General features: G+C 59.9%; 16 protein-coding genes. 9 read left to right on the top strand and 7 right to left on the bottom strand.

What is annotated here, in order from left to right; all coding sequences use genetic code 11:
• Positions 1 to 23 precede the first annotated feature (23 nt).
• A complete protein-coding gene (locus tag AACL53_RS03715) occupies positions 24 to 1,094 on the top strand; it encodes an alkene reductase (protein WP_339082604.1) in 1,071 nt (356 codons plus the stop codon).
• Between the two features lie 40 nt (positions 1,095 to 1,134).
• Here the strand turns inward: AACL53_RS03715 and AACL53_RS03710 are convergent, their stop codons facing one another.
• On the bottom strand, positions 1,135 to 2,409 hold the full coding sequence (locus AACL53_RS03710) for a hypothetical protein (RefSeq protein WP_339082602.1): 1,275 nt from the start codon (positions 2,407 to 2,409) through the stop codon (positions 1,135 to 1,137).
• Positions 2,410 to 2,493: 84 nt separating this feature from the next.
• On the opposite strand from AACL53_RS03710, the gene AACL53_RS03705 reads away from it, so the two are divergent.
• The 7 genes from AACL53_RS03705 (at position 2,494) to AACL53_RS03675 (ending at position 8,168) form a co-directional block, all read left to right on the top strand.
• The gene (locus AACL53_RS03705; RefSeq protein ID WP_339082601.1) at positions 2,494 to 3,159 is read left to right on the top strand and encodes a CoA pyrophosphatase; all 666 of its coding nucleotides are present in this window, start codon (positions 2,494 to 2,496) and stop codon (positions 3,157 to 3,159) included.
• Positions 3,156 to 3,461, top strand: a complete 306-nt coding sequence (locus AACL53_RS03700) for a DUF6111 family protein (protein WP_339082599.1) — start codon at positions 3,156 to 3,158, stop codon at positions 3,459 to 3,461. The genes AACL53_RS03705 and AACL53_RS03700 overlap by 4 nt, the downstream gene beginning before the upstream one ends.
• 3 nt (positions 3,462 to 3,464) lie before the next feature.
• The gene (locus AACL53_RS03695) at positions 3,465 to 4,724 is read left to right on the top strand and encodes a CCA tRNA nucleotidyltransferase (protein ID WP_339082597.1); all 1,260 of its coding nucleotides are present in this window, start codon (positions 3,465 to 3,467) and stop codon (positions 4,722 to 4,724) included.
• Positions 4,725 to 4,821: 97 nt separating this feature from the next.
• Positions 4,822 to 5,055 carry a hypothetical protein gene (locus AACL53_RS03690; protein ID WP_339082595.1) on the top strand — a complete coding sequence of 78 codons (234 nt, stop codon included), beginning with the start codon at positions 4,822 to 4,824 and terminating at the stop codon, positions 5,053 to 5,055.
• A gap of 292 nt (positions 5,056 to 5,347) precedes the next feature.
• Positions 5,348 to 6,160, top strand: coding sequence for a UDP-2,3-diacylglucosamine diphosphatase (locus tag AACL53_RS03685; protein WP_339086871.1), 813 nt, complete (start codon positions 5,348 to 5,350; stop codon positions 6,158 to 6,160).
• 68 nt (positions 6,161 to 6,228) lie between these two features.
• Positions 6,229 to 7,473, top strand: coding sequence for a DUF3419 family protein (locus AACL53_RS03680; protein ID WP_339082593.1), 1,245 nt, complete (start codon positions 6,229 to 6,231; stop codon positions 7,471 to 7,473).
• Positions 7,474 to 7,481: 8 nt separating this feature from the next.
• Entirely contained in the window at positions 7,482 to 8,168 is a 687-nt protein-coding gene (locus AACL53_RS03675) for a class I SAM-dependent methyltransferase (RefSeq protein ID WP_339082591.1), read from the top strand.
• On the opposite strand, the gene AACL53_RS03670 is transcribed toward AACL53_RS03675, so the two are convergent.
• The 3 genes from AACL53_RS03670 to AACL53_RS03660 all read right to left on the bottom strand — a co-directional run bounded on the left by AACL53_RS03670 (position 8,165) and on the right by AACL53_RS03660 (position 10,381).
• Entirely contained in the window at positions 8,165 to 8,350 is a 186-nt protein-coding gene (locus AACL53_RS03670; RefSeq protein ID WP_339082590.1) for a hypothetical protein, read from the bottom strand. The two genes, AACL53_RS03675 and AACL53_RS03670, sit on opposite strands and share 4 nt — an antisense overlap.
• Before the next feature lie 226 nt (positions 8,351 to 8,576).
• Positions 8,577 to 9,314 (bottom strand): hypothetical protein, encoded by a 738-nt coding sequence (locus tag AACL53_RS03665; protein WP_339082589.1) that lies wholly within the window; start codon positions 9,312 to 9,314, stop codon positions 8,577 to 8,579.
• Positions 9,315 to 9,565: 251 nt separating this feature from the next.
• Positions 9,566 to 10,381: a hypothetical protein gene (locus AACL53_RS03660; protein WP_339082588.1), complete on the bottom strand. Its 816-nt coding sequence runs from the start codon at positions 10,379 to 10,381 to the stop codon at positions 9,566 to 9,568.
• A gap of 343 nt (positions 10,382 to 10,724) precedes the next feature.
• On the opposite strand from AACL53_RS03660, the gene AACL53_RS03655 reads away from it, so the two are divergent.
• Positions 10,725 to 11,174, top strand: a complete 450-nt coding sequence (locus AACL53_RS03655) for a hypothetical protein (RefSeq protein WP_339082587.1) — start codon at positions 10,725 to 10,727, stop codon at positions 11,172 to 11,174.
• Positions 11,175 to 11,306: 132 nt separating this feature from the next.
• Here the strand turns inward: AACL53_RS03655 and groL are convergent, their stop codons facing one another.
• The 3 genes from groL to AACL53_RS03640 form a co-directional block, all read right to left on the bottom strand.
• The gene (gene groL, locus AACL53_RS03650) at positions 11,307 to 12,953 is read right to left on the bottom strand and encodes a chaperonin GroEL (protein ID WP_339082586.1); all 1,647 of its coding nucleotides are present in this window, start codon (positions 12,951 to 12,953) and stop codon (positions 11,307 to 11,309) included.
• Positions 12,954 to 12,996: 43 nt separating this feature from the next.
• Positions 12,997 to 13,311 (bottom strand): co-chaperone GroES, encoded by a 315-nt coding sequence (groES, locus tag AACL53_RS03645; protein WP_339082585.1) that lies wholly within the window; start codon positions 13,309 to 13,311, stop codon positions 12,997 to 12,999.
• A gap of 411 nt (positions 13,312 to 13,722) precedes the next feature.
• Positions 13,723 to 14,070, bottom strand: a complete 348-nt coding sequence (locus AACL53_RS03640) for an H-NS histone family protein (RefSeq protein ID WP_339082584.1) — start codon at positions 14,068 to 14,070, stop codon at positions 13,723 to 13,725.
• Positions 14,071 to 14,522: the final 452 nt, after the last annotated feature.

Genomic DNA, 14,522 nt, shown 5'->3' with positions numbered 1-14,522 from the left:
AAGCCAATCCCTAGGAAACATAAATGGCATCATTATTCGATCCGCTCCAAGCTGGCGCGTTCCTGATGAAGAATCGCATCGTGCTGGCTCCGCTCACTCGGTGTCGCGCCAGCGCGGGACGCGTGCCGAACGATCTCATGCGCGAATATTATGTGCAGCGCGCGTCCGCCGGATTGATGCTCTCGGAAGCGACATCCGTTACCCCAATGGGCGTCGGCTATCCCGACACGCCGGGCATCTGGTCGGATGAGCAGGTCGCCGGCTGGAAAAAGATCACCGACGCCGTTCACGCCGCTGGCGGCACCATTCTCCTGCAGCTCTGGCATGTCGGCCGCATCTCCGATCCGGTCTATCTCGACGGCGAATTGCCCGTCGCCCCAAGCGCCATCGCAGCGAAAGGCCACGTGAGCCTGGTGCGCCCCATGCGCGACTACGTCGTGCCGAGAGCGCTCGAGCTGAGCGAAATCCCCGGCGTCATCGCCGCCTACCGTCGCGGCGCCGAGAACGCCAAGCGCGCAGGCTTCGATGGCGTCGAAGTTCACGGCGCCAACGGATATCTCCTAGACCAGTTCCTGCAGGACTCGACGAACCTTCGCACCGACGCTTACGGCGGACCCATCGAAAACCGCGCGCGTCTGATGCTCGAAGTCGTCGACGCGTGCATCGAGGTCTGGGGCGCGGATCGCGTCGGCCTCCATCTCGCGCCGCGCGCCGATTCACACACGATGGGCGACAGCGATCGCCTTGCAACCTTCAGCTACGTCGCGAGGGAAGTCGGCAAGCGCAAAATCGCTTTCATCTTCACACGCGAACATGAAGCACCGGACTCGCTCAACCCGGCAATCAAGAAGGCGTTCGGTGGCGTGCTCATTGCCAATGAGAAGTTCACCAAGGAATCGGCTGAGGCCGCCATCAATTCCGGCGCGGCCGATGCAGTGGGATTCGGCAAACAGTACATCGCCAATCCGGATTTGCCCGAGCGGTTCAAGCTGAACGCGCCGCTGAACCCGCCTGACCCGTCCACGTTCTACGGCGGCGGCGCCAAGGGCTACGCCGACTACCCTGCACTCACGCCCGAAAGCGCGGGCGCCTGAAGCCGCGATAAGATCTAGATCACGATAACAAGGCGCCGGGCTATCGCTCGGCGCCTCTCGTTGACGAGATGCTGTCGAATGCGTCCGCGAACTCCAACGATCCGGGCTTCGTCATGGCAAACGTCATCCGCCGGTCGAGTTCAGCTTGCAGCTGCGCCCCCGTCAACCCGATCACCATTTTGTTGACGTAGTAAGCGCTCCTCGCAAAGAAATTTGTCGTCGGCGCTTCCGATCCCGGCGATTGCATCATTTCAAGCCCGGTCACCGGCCCGGCCAAGTTCATCAGCTCGAGTTCAGCGCCCGATAGCGAAAACCGGCCTTGCTTTGCCGCCGTATCTTGCAACGTCTTGAGCTTCATGGCCTGCAGCATCGGTCCGATATCGCCGTCGATGTTAAGCGTGTGAATGCCCATGCCCTCGCGCGTCTTTGCGTAAGCCTGCTGCACAGTCCATTCGAATGGCTGATGCTTGACGTTGGCGTACATCTTCTTGAGCACCGCGAGCTTGCGCTTGAGCAACGCTGACCGCTCCGGCGAATTGCGCGGATCGCGCAGCTTCGCGTTGATGCGCGCGATGAAGGTCGCACCGCTGCGCGCAAGCTCGTTGACCGAGTTCGCATCGAGCAGCTGCGCATAGCCGAGCGCGCTTGAAATCGCCCGGCCGGTTTTATTGCTCGGATGAAGTCCCGATTGCATATCGTAGGTGCCGACGCCACCAGTCTCGAGCGCGTACACGCGCACCACCTGCTCTTTCGAAAGACCGAGCGCCACCGCCTCCCGCGCGTAGCGAAGCTTGAATTCTTTCTCAGACACCCGTTCGGGAATGAAATTATAGACGTTCTTCGCCGCGGCGAGGTAATCCGGGATGGTCGCAAGCTCTTTCGGCTGCGTCGGATCGGTCTGCTTCTGCGCGACGACAAATCGATCGTATTTCGCAGAGAGCTCGCCGGACAGGGATGGCCCCTGGTACTTCGGCGGAAAGCTCATCACGTAATCGCTCGTATCGAACTGAATTTTCCCGGACCGCTTCCGCTTGCGCCCCTGGCGCTTCTGATCCACTGCTGCCCAATACTGGTCGAGCTGCGCGTCGAATTCTCGCCGAGCGGCCTTCCACTCGCGAAACTGCTCGATCTCACGATCCGAAAGCGAGGCAAGAAAATCGGCCGTCGACGATGCCTGCGCGTTCGCCAATTGACTAAAGAACATCGTCCCGAGCGCAACCATGGCGAACCCCAGGCAACGAACGAGCGAACGAACCGGCAATGCCGACCTTTGATAACCCACGCCAAGCTCCACTTTGCCGGTCTCGAGACGCATGAAATCACGAAGTGAAGGTACCGTGATTCATTGGAGCCCGGCCATCGGATCGTATCATCCTTCAACTTCGGCTAGAGTTGAGCAATGAACCGACTTTCCGCCCCCATTATGACCAATATGAACACACCCGGCATCGACGCGGCGACATTCGAGGAATTGGCGCGATCTCGCCTCCTCAGGGCCCCGCCACTTCTCGACGAACCGCAAGCTCCGAGCGACGATGATCTAAATCCGGGAAGCACCCGCAGCGCCGCGGGCCTGCGGCACGCCGCGGTGTTGGTGCCCATCGTCGCGCGCCAGTCGCTTTCAGTTCTCTTGACGGCAAGAACGGATCATTTGCCATCTCACGCTGGTCAAATCGCCTTTCCGGGCGGAAAGGTGGAATCTTTCGACGCTGGCCCGCTCGCTGCTGCACTGCGAGAAACACGGGAAGAGATCGACTTGGATCAGGCCTTCATCGAGCCGGTCGGCTTCCTGCCGCCTTACCGCACTGGCACGGGCTACATCATCACGCCGTCGGTCGCCCTCGTGCGCCCCGGCTTCGAGCTGACGCCGGATCCAAAGGAAGTCGCCTCCGTCTTTGAAGTTCCATTCGCTTTTTTGATGAACGAAGCCAATCATCAGATACACAGTCGGGTCTTCGGCGGCATCGAGCGCCGTTTCTATGCAATGCCCTACGAAGAACACTATATTTGGGGTGCGACCGCTGGAATAATTCGCACGCTCTATCGGAGACTTTTCAGCATATGACTCGGATCGTCATCGAAAACATTTTCTTCTTCCTGTTGCCGACGCTCGTTTACATCATGTGGATCGCGTTCAAGGAAGACGAATGGGCTGGCCTGTCGGCGATCGTGAGCCGGGCGCCGTTGCTCCGGCTTTTCGTCGCCGGTGCCGCGCTGATGCTCGGAACGCTCATCGCATTCTCGTCGCGGTCTCACAACAGCCCGCGCGACGTTTACGTGCCGGCCTCGATCGAAGGTGGCAAGCTGGAACCCGGCCATAGCATCCATGTTCCCGAACCGGCAGAGCAGCCGGCGGCAAAGCCCTGATCCATGGCCGAAGCTCCGTTGAAATGGCCGCGCTTGAGCGCCCCTTGGTTGAACTCGCCTGAGCTAGCGAAGGTCTTCGCCGCACTTGGCTCTGGCGGCGCCAAAGCCCGCGTCGTCGGTGGCGCCGTGCGCAATGCGCTGCTCGATCGGCCAGTCCATGAAGTCGATATCGCAACGACGTCGCCCCCCGAAGATACCATGCGTCTCGCACGTGATGCTGGTCTTGGCGCCCACCCGACCGGCATCGACCACGGCACCATAACCATTGTTAGCGATGGACAGTCGTTCGAAGTCACGACCCTTCGCCGCGATGTCGAGACCGATGGCCGCCACGCCGTCGTTGCATTCACGAACGATTGGACGGAAGACGCCTCCCGCCGCGACTTCACGATCAACGCGCTCTACTGCGATCTCGCTGGCAACATTTATGATCCGGTTGGTGGCGGCCTCGCCGACATCCGCAAGCGCCGCGTCCGCTTCATCGGCGATGCGGAAGCGCGGATACGCGAGGACTACCTTCGCATTCTCCGCTTCTTCCGCTTCAGTGCCCAATATGGGAACGGCCAGATCGATCCGACCGGCCTCGCCGCGGCGGAGGCATTGAAGGATGGCCTGATCCTCCTCTCCGCCGAGCGTGTGAGCGCCGAGATGCTGAAGCTTCTCGCAGCACCCGGCGCACCGGACGTTCTTGGCGTCATGTATGACGCAGGCATTCTGCAACTGGCAGTTCGGACGCAGATCGAGCCGGATCGTTTCGCCCGGCTGGCCGGCATCGAAGCGGCCCTCGGCGAACCACCCGATCCGATAACGCGTTTGGCGGCCCTCGCCGTCATTCATCCGGGCGACGACGTCTTTCTCGCCAACCAGCTCAGGCTCTCGAATGCCGACGCCCATCGCATTGCAGCAGCCCTTGAGACCGATCCGGGGATCGATCCGCACACACCGGAATCCGCGGGCCGAGCGGCTCTTTACAGACTCGGGCCGGAAACTTTCCGCCGTGCGGCACGCCTCGCGTGGGCTCGGTCCGGCGCTTCGCCCAACTCCCAGACCTGGCGCGCTCGTGCGTTACTGCCGGATCGTTGGAACGCTTCCAAAATGCCCTTTTCCGGAAGCGATGTCATGGCGCTCGGTGTTGGCCAAGGGGTCGCCGTCGGCCGCGTTCTCGAGGCTTTCGAACGCTGGTGGATCGAGAACGATTTCCCGTCTGATGCCGAACAACAGCGCAAAGTGCTCAAAGACTTGGCGGCAAAGGCACTTGCTTAGCAAATCAAAATATTTCACTTCACCTGGGCTTTTGCTCCGGATAGGTTCTCCGGCGTTGCGGGGTCTGCTGTTTGTATTGCGTTGAGGAAATGACCTGATGGACACTATAGGTCGGGAGCGCGAGCGTTCGCGCAAGTTCGTCCAAGTTGTCTTCGCCGTTCTAGCCCTTCTCAGTCTTATCGCAGCACTCGCCGTCTCGACGCGCGGTGTTGATCTGGGATTGCCTGAAACATCGACATATCCGATCGCGCTGGCGTTTCTTATCGTCGGCGCCGTCGATACCGCTCTGCTGTTTGCATGGGAGCTCATAGCCCAACGTACGGAGCTTTGATTTCGAGCCCCCTTGGCGGCAACGTCTGGCGACCGGCTCCGGGGAGTCGCCAGACGCCAACAAAAACTTTCCAGGCGGCTTCGCGTAAAGGCCTCGCCGCCAGGCTGCAGCAAAGCCTCAGTCCACGTCTCTTTTTCATCCGGAATTATTGGTAAATATCCGCGAGCCGGGCATTTGCCGCTCGGCTTACCTCACAGCCGCAGGCCTTCGTCATACGCCTGTTACATGAATCCCGTCCTACGTTTCGCGTGAAAGCTTAGCTGCTTTTATGGAAAGCGTAGTGACTGGGGGGCTGACATTGAGCGCACCGAACCCGGAATTGAATTATCGGGCCGTCTTCATTTCCGACATCCATCTCGGGATGCGTAACTCGCAAGCGACAGCCCTCATCGACTTCCTGAAAAACGTCGAATGCCAGGATCTCTATCTGGTTGGCGACATCGTCGATTTCTGGAAAGTTCGCCGTGGTCCCCATTGGCCGCAAAGCCACAACGACGTCCTGCAAAAACTGCTTCGCAAAGCCCGCAAGGGCACGCGCGTCGTCTTCATCCCAGGCAATCACGACGATGGCTTGCGCGATTACGCGGGAATGAATTTCGGCGGCGTCGAACTGCGCCGCGATGCCGTGCACGAAGGCGCCAACGGCAAACGCTATCTCGTTCTGCACGGCGATGAATTCGACGTCGTCGTCCGCTACGCCCGCTGGCTGGCATTCCTCGGCGACCGCTCGTACGACGCCGCTCTCGCGCTCAACGTGCCGCTGAACTTCATGCGCCGTCAGCTTGGCCTCGGGCACTGGTCGCTTTCCGCGTTCCTGAAGCACAAGGTCAAAAGCGCCGTCAATTACATCGGCGAGTTCGAAGAAGCTCTCGCCGGCGAAGCGCGCCGCCGCGACACGCAGGGCCTCATCTGCGGCCACATCCATCACGCCAACGAACGCATGATCGACGGCATTCACTATCTGAACTGCGGCGATTGGGTTGAAAGCTGCACGGCGATCGCAGAGCGCTTCGACGGCCAATTCGAAATCATTCGCTGGAAAGAACATCTGGCCGCCCGCGGCAAGCAGGCGCCTTCGGGCCGTTGGCTCATCGAAGCGGCCTAGTTTCGGACGGCCGGCGCGCGGAGCGCGTCGTCCGAAACAAAGAAAGAAAAAACAATCGGAGATCTCATTTGAACGTCACCGCCAAAGTTTTCGAACCGACGAGCCCTGATCTCCTGAGCGAAGCCGTTCATCAGAACAGCGCTCTGAGCTTTGCTGGCATTCTCGAGCGCACCTTCACATTCGCGTTCCGTTCGATGGTCTATCCGCAGATTTGGGAAGACCCGCGCGCCGATATGGAAGCCCTCGAGCTCACGCCGCAAAGCCGTCTGGTCACGATCGCCTCCGGCGGCTGTAACGTCATGAGCTACCTGACGGCCAATCCGGCGCGCATTTACGCGATCGATCTCAACCAAACCCACATCGCGTTGCTGAAGCTCAAAGTAGCGGCCGCACAGCACCTGCCGAACCACGCAACATTCTATCGCTTCTTCGGCGCCGCCAACGACCGCCGCAATATCCACCTCTATAACGATCTGATCGCCCAGCACCTCGACGCGGATACGCGCGGCTATTGGGAAGGGCGCGACCTCACCGGCCGCCGCCGCATCTCGCGGTTCGCGCGCAACTTCTATCATTTCGGCTTGCTCGGACGCTTCATCGCCACCGGACACCTCGCGGCTCGCATCTTCGGCGCAAATCCGAAGCGCATGCTCGATGCGCGCACCATCGAAGAGCAGCGCGAAATCTTCGCACGCGAAATCGCCCCGGCCTTCGAACACCCCGTGCTGCGCTGGATCACTTCGAACCGCGCCTCGCTCTTCGGCTTAGGCATCCCGCCGGTGCAATACGATGCGCTGTGCAATGGCGGCTCGCGGCGCATGTCCGATGTTCTGAGAGAGCGCTCCGAGCGCCTCGCGACCGGCTTCGATCTGAAAGACAACTATTTCGCCTGGCAGGCGTTCGGCCGCCGCTACCCAGCGCAAGGCGAAGGCCCGTGCCCGCCCTACCTGGACAAGGCGAATTTCATGGCCGTCAAGGCGCGCGCCAACCGGGTCAATGTCATCCACGACAACATGATCCGTTTCCTGTCGAACGAACCGGCGGAAAGCCTCGACCGCTACGTGCTGCTCGACGCCCAGGACTGGATGGACGACGCCGCGCTCAACGCCCTTTGGCAAGAGATCACGCGCACGGCCCGCCCCGGCGCTCGCGTCATCTTCCGGACCGCGGGCGAAGAAAGCATTCTGCCCGGCCGCGTCTCGGACGCGACCCTGGACCGCTGGACCTACGATGCCGCGAAATCGGCCGAGATCCACAATAAGGACCGCTCGGCGATCTACGGCGGCTTCCACCTCTACGTCAAAAACGCCTGACGGGTACGATGACCGCAGCCACGAACGCGACTGCAGCAAGCGCAATGGACGGCATGTATCGCCGCCAGCGCTACATCTACGACCTGACACGCCGCTATTATCTTCTCGGCCGCGATCAATTGATCGATGAGCTCGATCCGCCCGTACCGGGATCCGTGCTCGAGATCGGCTGCGGAACGGCGCGCAACCTGCTTCGCGCCGCGCACCTTTACCCAGCGACTCAATTCTACGGGCTCGACGTTTCCGAAGAGATGCTGAAGACAGCGCGCGCCGCCATCGATCGGAGCCACGTTGGCGACGCGATAACGGTCGCGCAGGCCGACGCGACGACATTTTCGCCGAACGAACTCTTCGGCGTCAGAAAGTTCGATCGCATTTTCATTTCCTACGCATTGTCCATGATACCGCCTTGGGAAGCGGTGATCGACCGCGCCGTCACGCAGCTTGCGCCGCGTGGAGAACTGCACATCGTCGACTTCGGTACGATGGCCTCGATGCGTCCGCTTCCGCGCCGTGCCATGCGCGCGTGGCTTGCCCGCTTCAGCGTCACGCCGCGTCTCGATCTCGAAAGCACAGTCCGCGAAACGGCGAACCGTCACGGCAGAACAGCATCATTCAGCCAGGGCCGCTTCGACTATTCGGCAATCACCCGCATCGGCATCTGCTCTCGCAAACCGCAATCCGCTCAGAACTAGCTGACGCTAGGTCCGATCAATTCCCTGAGGGCCGCTTGAATGCGGCGCCAATCTTCCGCGAGCCCCTTATCGCCGCTCTGGGCGTATCGGCGCGCCATTGCTGTCGCGTCGGCGAGCGCCTTGCCTCCGTTCAACACGTAGAGCTTGGGGGCATGATCATGAACTTCAACCGCATTCATCATGGCTGATCCTCCCAGTCTTGCCGGTTTCTTGTCCGGTCAATCTTATGATCTCGACTGCACTCCGTGCTCTGCTCTCAGACTTTGGACTCGCAAAAGCGCGCGTAGTTCCACAGCCCAACCTCGCGTCTAAAGTCTCGCGCCTGACCCTCCTGACCCGATCCCCGCGCAAAAGCCCCGGCTCTCGCGGCCGGGGCTTCGTTCAAAAGAGTGACCCCGAAAGATCCTGTTAGGCGCTCGTCTTGGCTCCTTCAGCTGGTGTTGCGGCGCCGTTCGCGACGATCGCGGCGACCAACGGCTTGTCTTCGGCTGGGATTTCGACCGCAGCGGCTGGCGCTTCGGCAGGAGCAGCAGCCTCGGCCTCGGCAGCCGCAGCCGCTGGCTCGGTGGCTTCAGCCGCCGGAGCTTCGGCAGTTGCAGCTTCGGCCGGTGCTTCTTCGGCTGGAGCGGCGTCTTCAGCCGGAGCAGCTTCTTCGGCAGCCGGAGCTGCCTCGGCAACGGCCTCAGGCTCCGAGGCAGCCTCTACGGCGACCTCCTCCGGAGCCGCTTCGGCCGGAGCCTCTGCAACGTCCGCGGGAGCCTCCGCTGCGGCCTCAGCAGCCGGAGCTTCCTCCGCAGCAGTCTCGGCCGGCGCTTCAGCCACAGCTTCCGGCGCAGCCTCCGCGGCAACCTCAGCAGCAGCCTCTGCAGCCGCTTCCTCTGCCGCAGCTTCCGGTGCCGGAGCGGCCTCGACAGCCTCTGGAACGGCCTCTACGGCCACTTCAGCAGTCGGCTCCGGAGCCGCTTCTGCTACCGGCTCAGCGGCAGCGGCTTCAGTCTCCGAAGTAGATGGTGCGGTAACAACTTCCGAAAGCTCGCCGATCGCTCGTTCGACGGCTTTCATGGCTCTGAAGTCCGGCGACGCCTCTATGCGCGCTCGAACATCGTCGTGTAAGGTCTTGAGCTTGGACAGGATATCGGCCGACATCTATTCTTCCCTTTGTCTTGGAGTTTTGAGAATAAGCATCCCCTTCGCCTGCGCATGACTGTTCATGCGGACGCTCGTCTTCAGCTTGTGCAGTAATGCGCAAGAATAAATGTACAGGAATTCTGTTCAGCGCGAACCGCTGCGACAGACTGTCAACAGCTATAAATTGTGAGAGTGATCAGGGTGGGTTGCGCTCGCTCGCGCGCACAGCTGAACCAGCTCCAGCTACCAAACGAAGCCGGAAGCCAAACTCACACCGAATACCGCCGCTCAGCAGCCGCCTCGGAAACACGCGGAGCCAGCAAACGCGCAACCTGCCCGGCCAGCCATCCTGACTTCGGCACGTCAAGCCCGTTGAAATGGACGAACGTCGATCGCCAAAGGTGGACGGCTACCGTTTCGGGCACGACGAGCGACTCGATGAAACCCGGCTCGAAGACGCGGGTAATGGCTGGGCCCCTGATCGGGATCGGATAAAAAACCTTGGCCGGAAGCGCGAGGTGGTCGACCCCGCAACGCTCCGCGAAGTAGGTCAACGCCGCCGGTCCGTATTTCGGCGCAGGCAGACGAGCCCCCATCGCCGAAGCCGCAAGCCCCTTCATGATCCGGCTGCACTTCGTTGTCCACGGCATCCAGGGCATCACCAAACGATGCATCGGCCGCTTCCTGCAAAACGCAAGGTAGCGATTGAGAAGCTCGCTGTCCGGCGGCAGCCGGAGAACCGAATTTCCGATCCGCTCATCATTCTGCTCACCGAAAATATATTCGGATTTGGGAAGCGGCTTGATGAAGATGACGTCGAGATCGGTCCAGGTCCCGCATCCTTGCGCAATAGCTTCAAGCCGAAAGAAATCGGAAAAGTGGGCGACGCCGAACTGAAGAGCCTCGTCCCTGTCGGCTGGGCTCAGGATCGAGGCGGCATCGCGAACCGGGCATCCGAGTTGGGCGGAGAGCTTCTCACGATTCCCGTAGGTGAAAACCGTAATCTCTTCTCCGATGTCTTTCGTGGAGGCGACGCAGAGGCGTTCCATCCAGCTCACTTCACCCGACCAGAAGGAAAAGAGCATCGAGAAATCTCGCGATTGGTCCGCGCACAGATGATTCAGATTAAGGCCTGCGGCGAGGACGAATAACAAGCCGCGTTTGCATATTTCCGCGGGAATATGTTCGAGCAAAACCGGAAGCCCGCGCGCTTCCTCGCGGCGTTCGGGGCTTCGATCTCAATTCAGGTTTTCACGAAGCGCGGTTTAAGTGTTCACGAATTGCACTGCAGCAATCACATCTTCGCTGATGGGAACGTGAACAGCCGTGAACAGACCCCACGGTGTAATGTCCTGATCAGCGTCCCCAAATGGAAAATGCGCAATCAAATGCGCCTCTTAAGCCAACAGTCTAAACTTGGAGACGTCCATGACTTATGCAGCTGATCCCAAATTCGTCCTCACCGCCGCTGCCGCCGCATTCTTCGCTTTCGCGGCCAACCCAGCAGTCGCGATGACCGATCAGCCGGCGAGCCAGGAGGCCACCGCAGAGGTTCCCGCATCCCTCATCGCCTTTGATCAGAAGCCCAAGGGCGACGCGATCGCCATCAGCTATGTTCATCTGCCTCATAATGGCTATGTCGCGGTCTTTGCCGACGAAGACGGCAAACGCTCTGACAAAATTCTTGGCTTCACCGCGCTGGACAAGGGCAGCCACAATAATGTGAGCGTCAAGGTCGACGCTGGCGTTGCACCGGGCTCGGCGCTGTGGGCGACCCTCTATAAGGATGTCGACGGCGACAAATCGCTGGATACGAAAAAGGATGTTGCGTTCTGGCCGGAAGGCGATCCTCTCCAGAACCGGCTCTTGGTCGAATAACTCGCGCACGGCGTCCAACCAAACATACAACAAAAAAAGCCCCGCAGCGATGCGGGGCTTTCTGATTTCTGGTGGCGCGCCTTGCGGCCGGCTCGACGATGGAGAGTCGCAAGGCGCCGAGCAAAAACTTCCTTAGAAGTCCATGCCGCCCATGCCGCCCATGCCGCCGCCAGGAGCACCGTGTGCGTGGCCCGCGTCCTTCTTCGGAACGTCGGCGATCATGGCTTCCGTCGTGATCAAGAGACCCGAGACCGAAGCAGCATCCTGCAGCGCGCAACGCACGACCTTAGTCGGGTCGATGACGCCCTGCTTGTAGAGATCGCCGTACTCGTGCGACTGCGCATTGTAGCCGTACGCGTAGGTCGAGTTCTCGAGGATCTTGCCGACGATGACGGAGCCGTCTTCACCAGCGTTGGCTGCGATCTGACGAGCCGGAGCCTGCAATGCCTTGCGAACGATGTTGATGCCGACCTTCTGGTCGTCGTTCTCGGGCTTCAGCGAGTCGAGCGCCTTGCCTGCACGGAGCAGAGCGACGCCGCCGCCGGGGACGATGCCTTCTTCAACGGCTGCGCGGGTCGCGTGCAGCGCGTCGTCGACGCGGTCCTTGCGTTCCTTCACTTCGACTTCGGTTGCACCGCCGACCTTGATGACGGCAACGCCGCCAGCGAGCTTGGCGAGACGCTCCTGAAGCTTCTCACGGTCGTAATCGGAGGACGTTTCCTCGATCTGCGCCTTGATCTGCTTCACGCGTGCTTCGATGTCGGACTTCTTGCCCGAACCGTCGACGATCGTGGTGTTTTCCTTGTCGATCGTCACCTTCTTGGCGCGGCCGAGCTGGGCCAGCGTCACGGTCTCGAGCTTGATGCCGAGGTCTTCCGAGATCACCGTGCCGCCCGTCAGGACAGCGATGTCCTCGAGCATGGCTTTGCGGCGATCGCCGAAGCCCGGAGCCTTGACGGCAGCAACCTTGAGGCCACCGCGCAGCTTGTTAACGACGAGCGTTGCGAGCGCTTCGCCTTCGACATCTTCAGCGATGATCAGAAGAGGCTTGCCCGACTGGACGACGGCTTCGAGAACCGGAAGCATCGCCTGCAGACCCGAAAGCTTCTTCTCGTGGATGAGAATGTAGGGGTTCTCGAGTTCCGCGATCATCTTGTCGGCGTTGGTGATGAAGTACGGCGAGAGATAGCCGCGATCGAACTGCATGCCTTCGACGACATCGAGTTCGAAATCGAGGGTCTTGGATTCCTCGACCGTGATCACGCCTTCCGAACCGACCTTGTCCATCGCTTCCGCGATCTTCTTGCCGACGACTTCGTCGCCGTTCGCCGAGATCGTGCCGACCTGGGCGATCTGGTCCTTCGTGACCTTCTTCGAGTTCGTCTTGAGATCTTCAACAATCGCCTGAACTGCGAGATCGACGCCGCGCTTCAGATCCATCGGGTTGGCGCCGGCAGCAACCGACTTCGCGCCTTCGCGAACGATTGCCTGAGCGAGAACCGTTGCAGTCGTCGTGCCGTCGCCGGCGAGATCGGCCGTCTTGGAGGCGACCTCTTTGAGCATCTGCGCGCCCATGTTCTCGAAGCGATCTTCGAGCTCGATCTCCTTCGCAACCGTCACACCGTCCTTGGTGATGCGGGGCGCGCCGAACGACTTCTCGATAACGACGTTACGGCCCTTGGGACCGAGCGTTACCTTGACGGCGTTGGCAAGGATGTCGACGCCGCGAAGCATACGCTCGCGAGCATCCTGGGAAAACTTGACGTCTTTAGCTGCCATGTCGAGCAACTCCTAAGCTTTGATGAATTGGGGGGACGTGAAATTAAGCAGCGGCCTTCGTCTTAGCGGGAGCCGAGAGCACGCCGAGAATGTCGCTCTCTTTCATGATCAGCAGGTCTTCGCCGTCGATCTTGACTTCGCTGCCCGACCACTTGCCGAACAGAACGCGGTCGCCGACCTTGACGTCGAGAGGATTGACCTTGCCCGCTTCGTCGCGAGCACCCGGACCAACGGCAACAACTTCGCCCTGCTGGGGCTTTTCCTTGGCGGTATCAGGGATGATGATCCCGCCAGCGGTTTTTGACTCTTCCTCGATACGTTTCACGACAACACGATCGTGGAGCGGACGGAACGTCATGGGAATAACCTCATGATTTGATGAACAATTCCAAGGCTCGCAACTTGGAGGACCTGATGGTCCGGCGGGAACGGTTTGTCCGGCTGAAGCGCGACAGATCCTTACGAAGCCCGAGCACGGGAGCTATATGCGGCCCCCTGCTAGCACTGTCAATAGTCGAGTGCTAAGACATCGGCTAATTCGGCGAGAGACGCGTTGGCTTTTGCCCGGAGCGTTACCAGAGTTGCACGCACATTAACTGGCTTATCCGGCGTGTCGGATTCATGAAACGGCGGCCGGCAACATAAACGCGCGGCGCCAAGGAATGATGATAAATTTAAACTGCATGCAGATTAGGCGAGGATATCCGCTCCGGATATCCCCGCCTATTGTCAGTATTTCCGCGATTTAACCGACTAATAGTCGGATTGATTAAATCGAAAAATCTGCGAGTTTTGCGCCCTTTCTCAGACGCTCCACTAACCAGTTCGGCTTGCGGCCGCGGCCAGTCCAGGTGTCGAATTTGTTTTCGGGATTTGCATACTTTGCAACCCCGACGGACTTGTTCTTTCCGGCTCCGCGGCCCCGCACGCCGCCAAACAATTCCGCAACCGAAAATCCATGCGTCTCGGCCATATCGGCCACTTTTCTTTTCAATTCGGAGCGTTCGCGATCCCGTGCAAGGGCGATGGCCTTTTGCACTTTGGATTCAAGATCGACAAGTTCTTTGAGCGAGAGCTTGTCGACATTGAACGCCGCCATCTTGTGTACCTTTCGCATGACAAACGAAACCTCTACTAAATCCTGTGCCGGGTGTAGCCACATTGGCAAGCCGTCGCAGCAGAAATCTCTGCGATGTGTCACCTTGTCAACGCACACTCATCAATAGTCGTGAATTTTCGGCAAACACTTATTGACGCGAGGGCTAATAGGTGACGGCTGCCTAAAGGCCGCGAATATATATCTCCGATGCGCCGCGCTTGATATAAACAAATGAAAGCGGCCACTGCCGTTTTGGACAAAAGTCGTATTTGACCAACCAAATACACGAGTAAACGTCCGGGTTGAAAAATAGATCCGGAGCTGGCGTACCGCAATCTCCGATATGCCTTTCCCCGCCTTTCTGCGCGTCACAATCGGCATAAGCCAGCCGGCCTACCGGAATAAGAGCCGACGCCGCCTTTGCAGATTGGCGTAAAAAACTCTGAGTTCTACTTTTAGGTGAAATAGAC

It is taken from the genome of Hyphomicrobium sp. ghe19 (assembly GCF_902712875.1).
In the GTDB taxonomy this organism is placed as follows: Bacteria; Pseudomonadota; Alphaproteobacteria; order Rhizobiales; family Hyphomicrobiaceae; genus Hyphomicrobium_B.
Note: the sequence above shows the minus strand (reverse complement) of the source record. Positions and strands in the feature narration are given on the sequence as shown.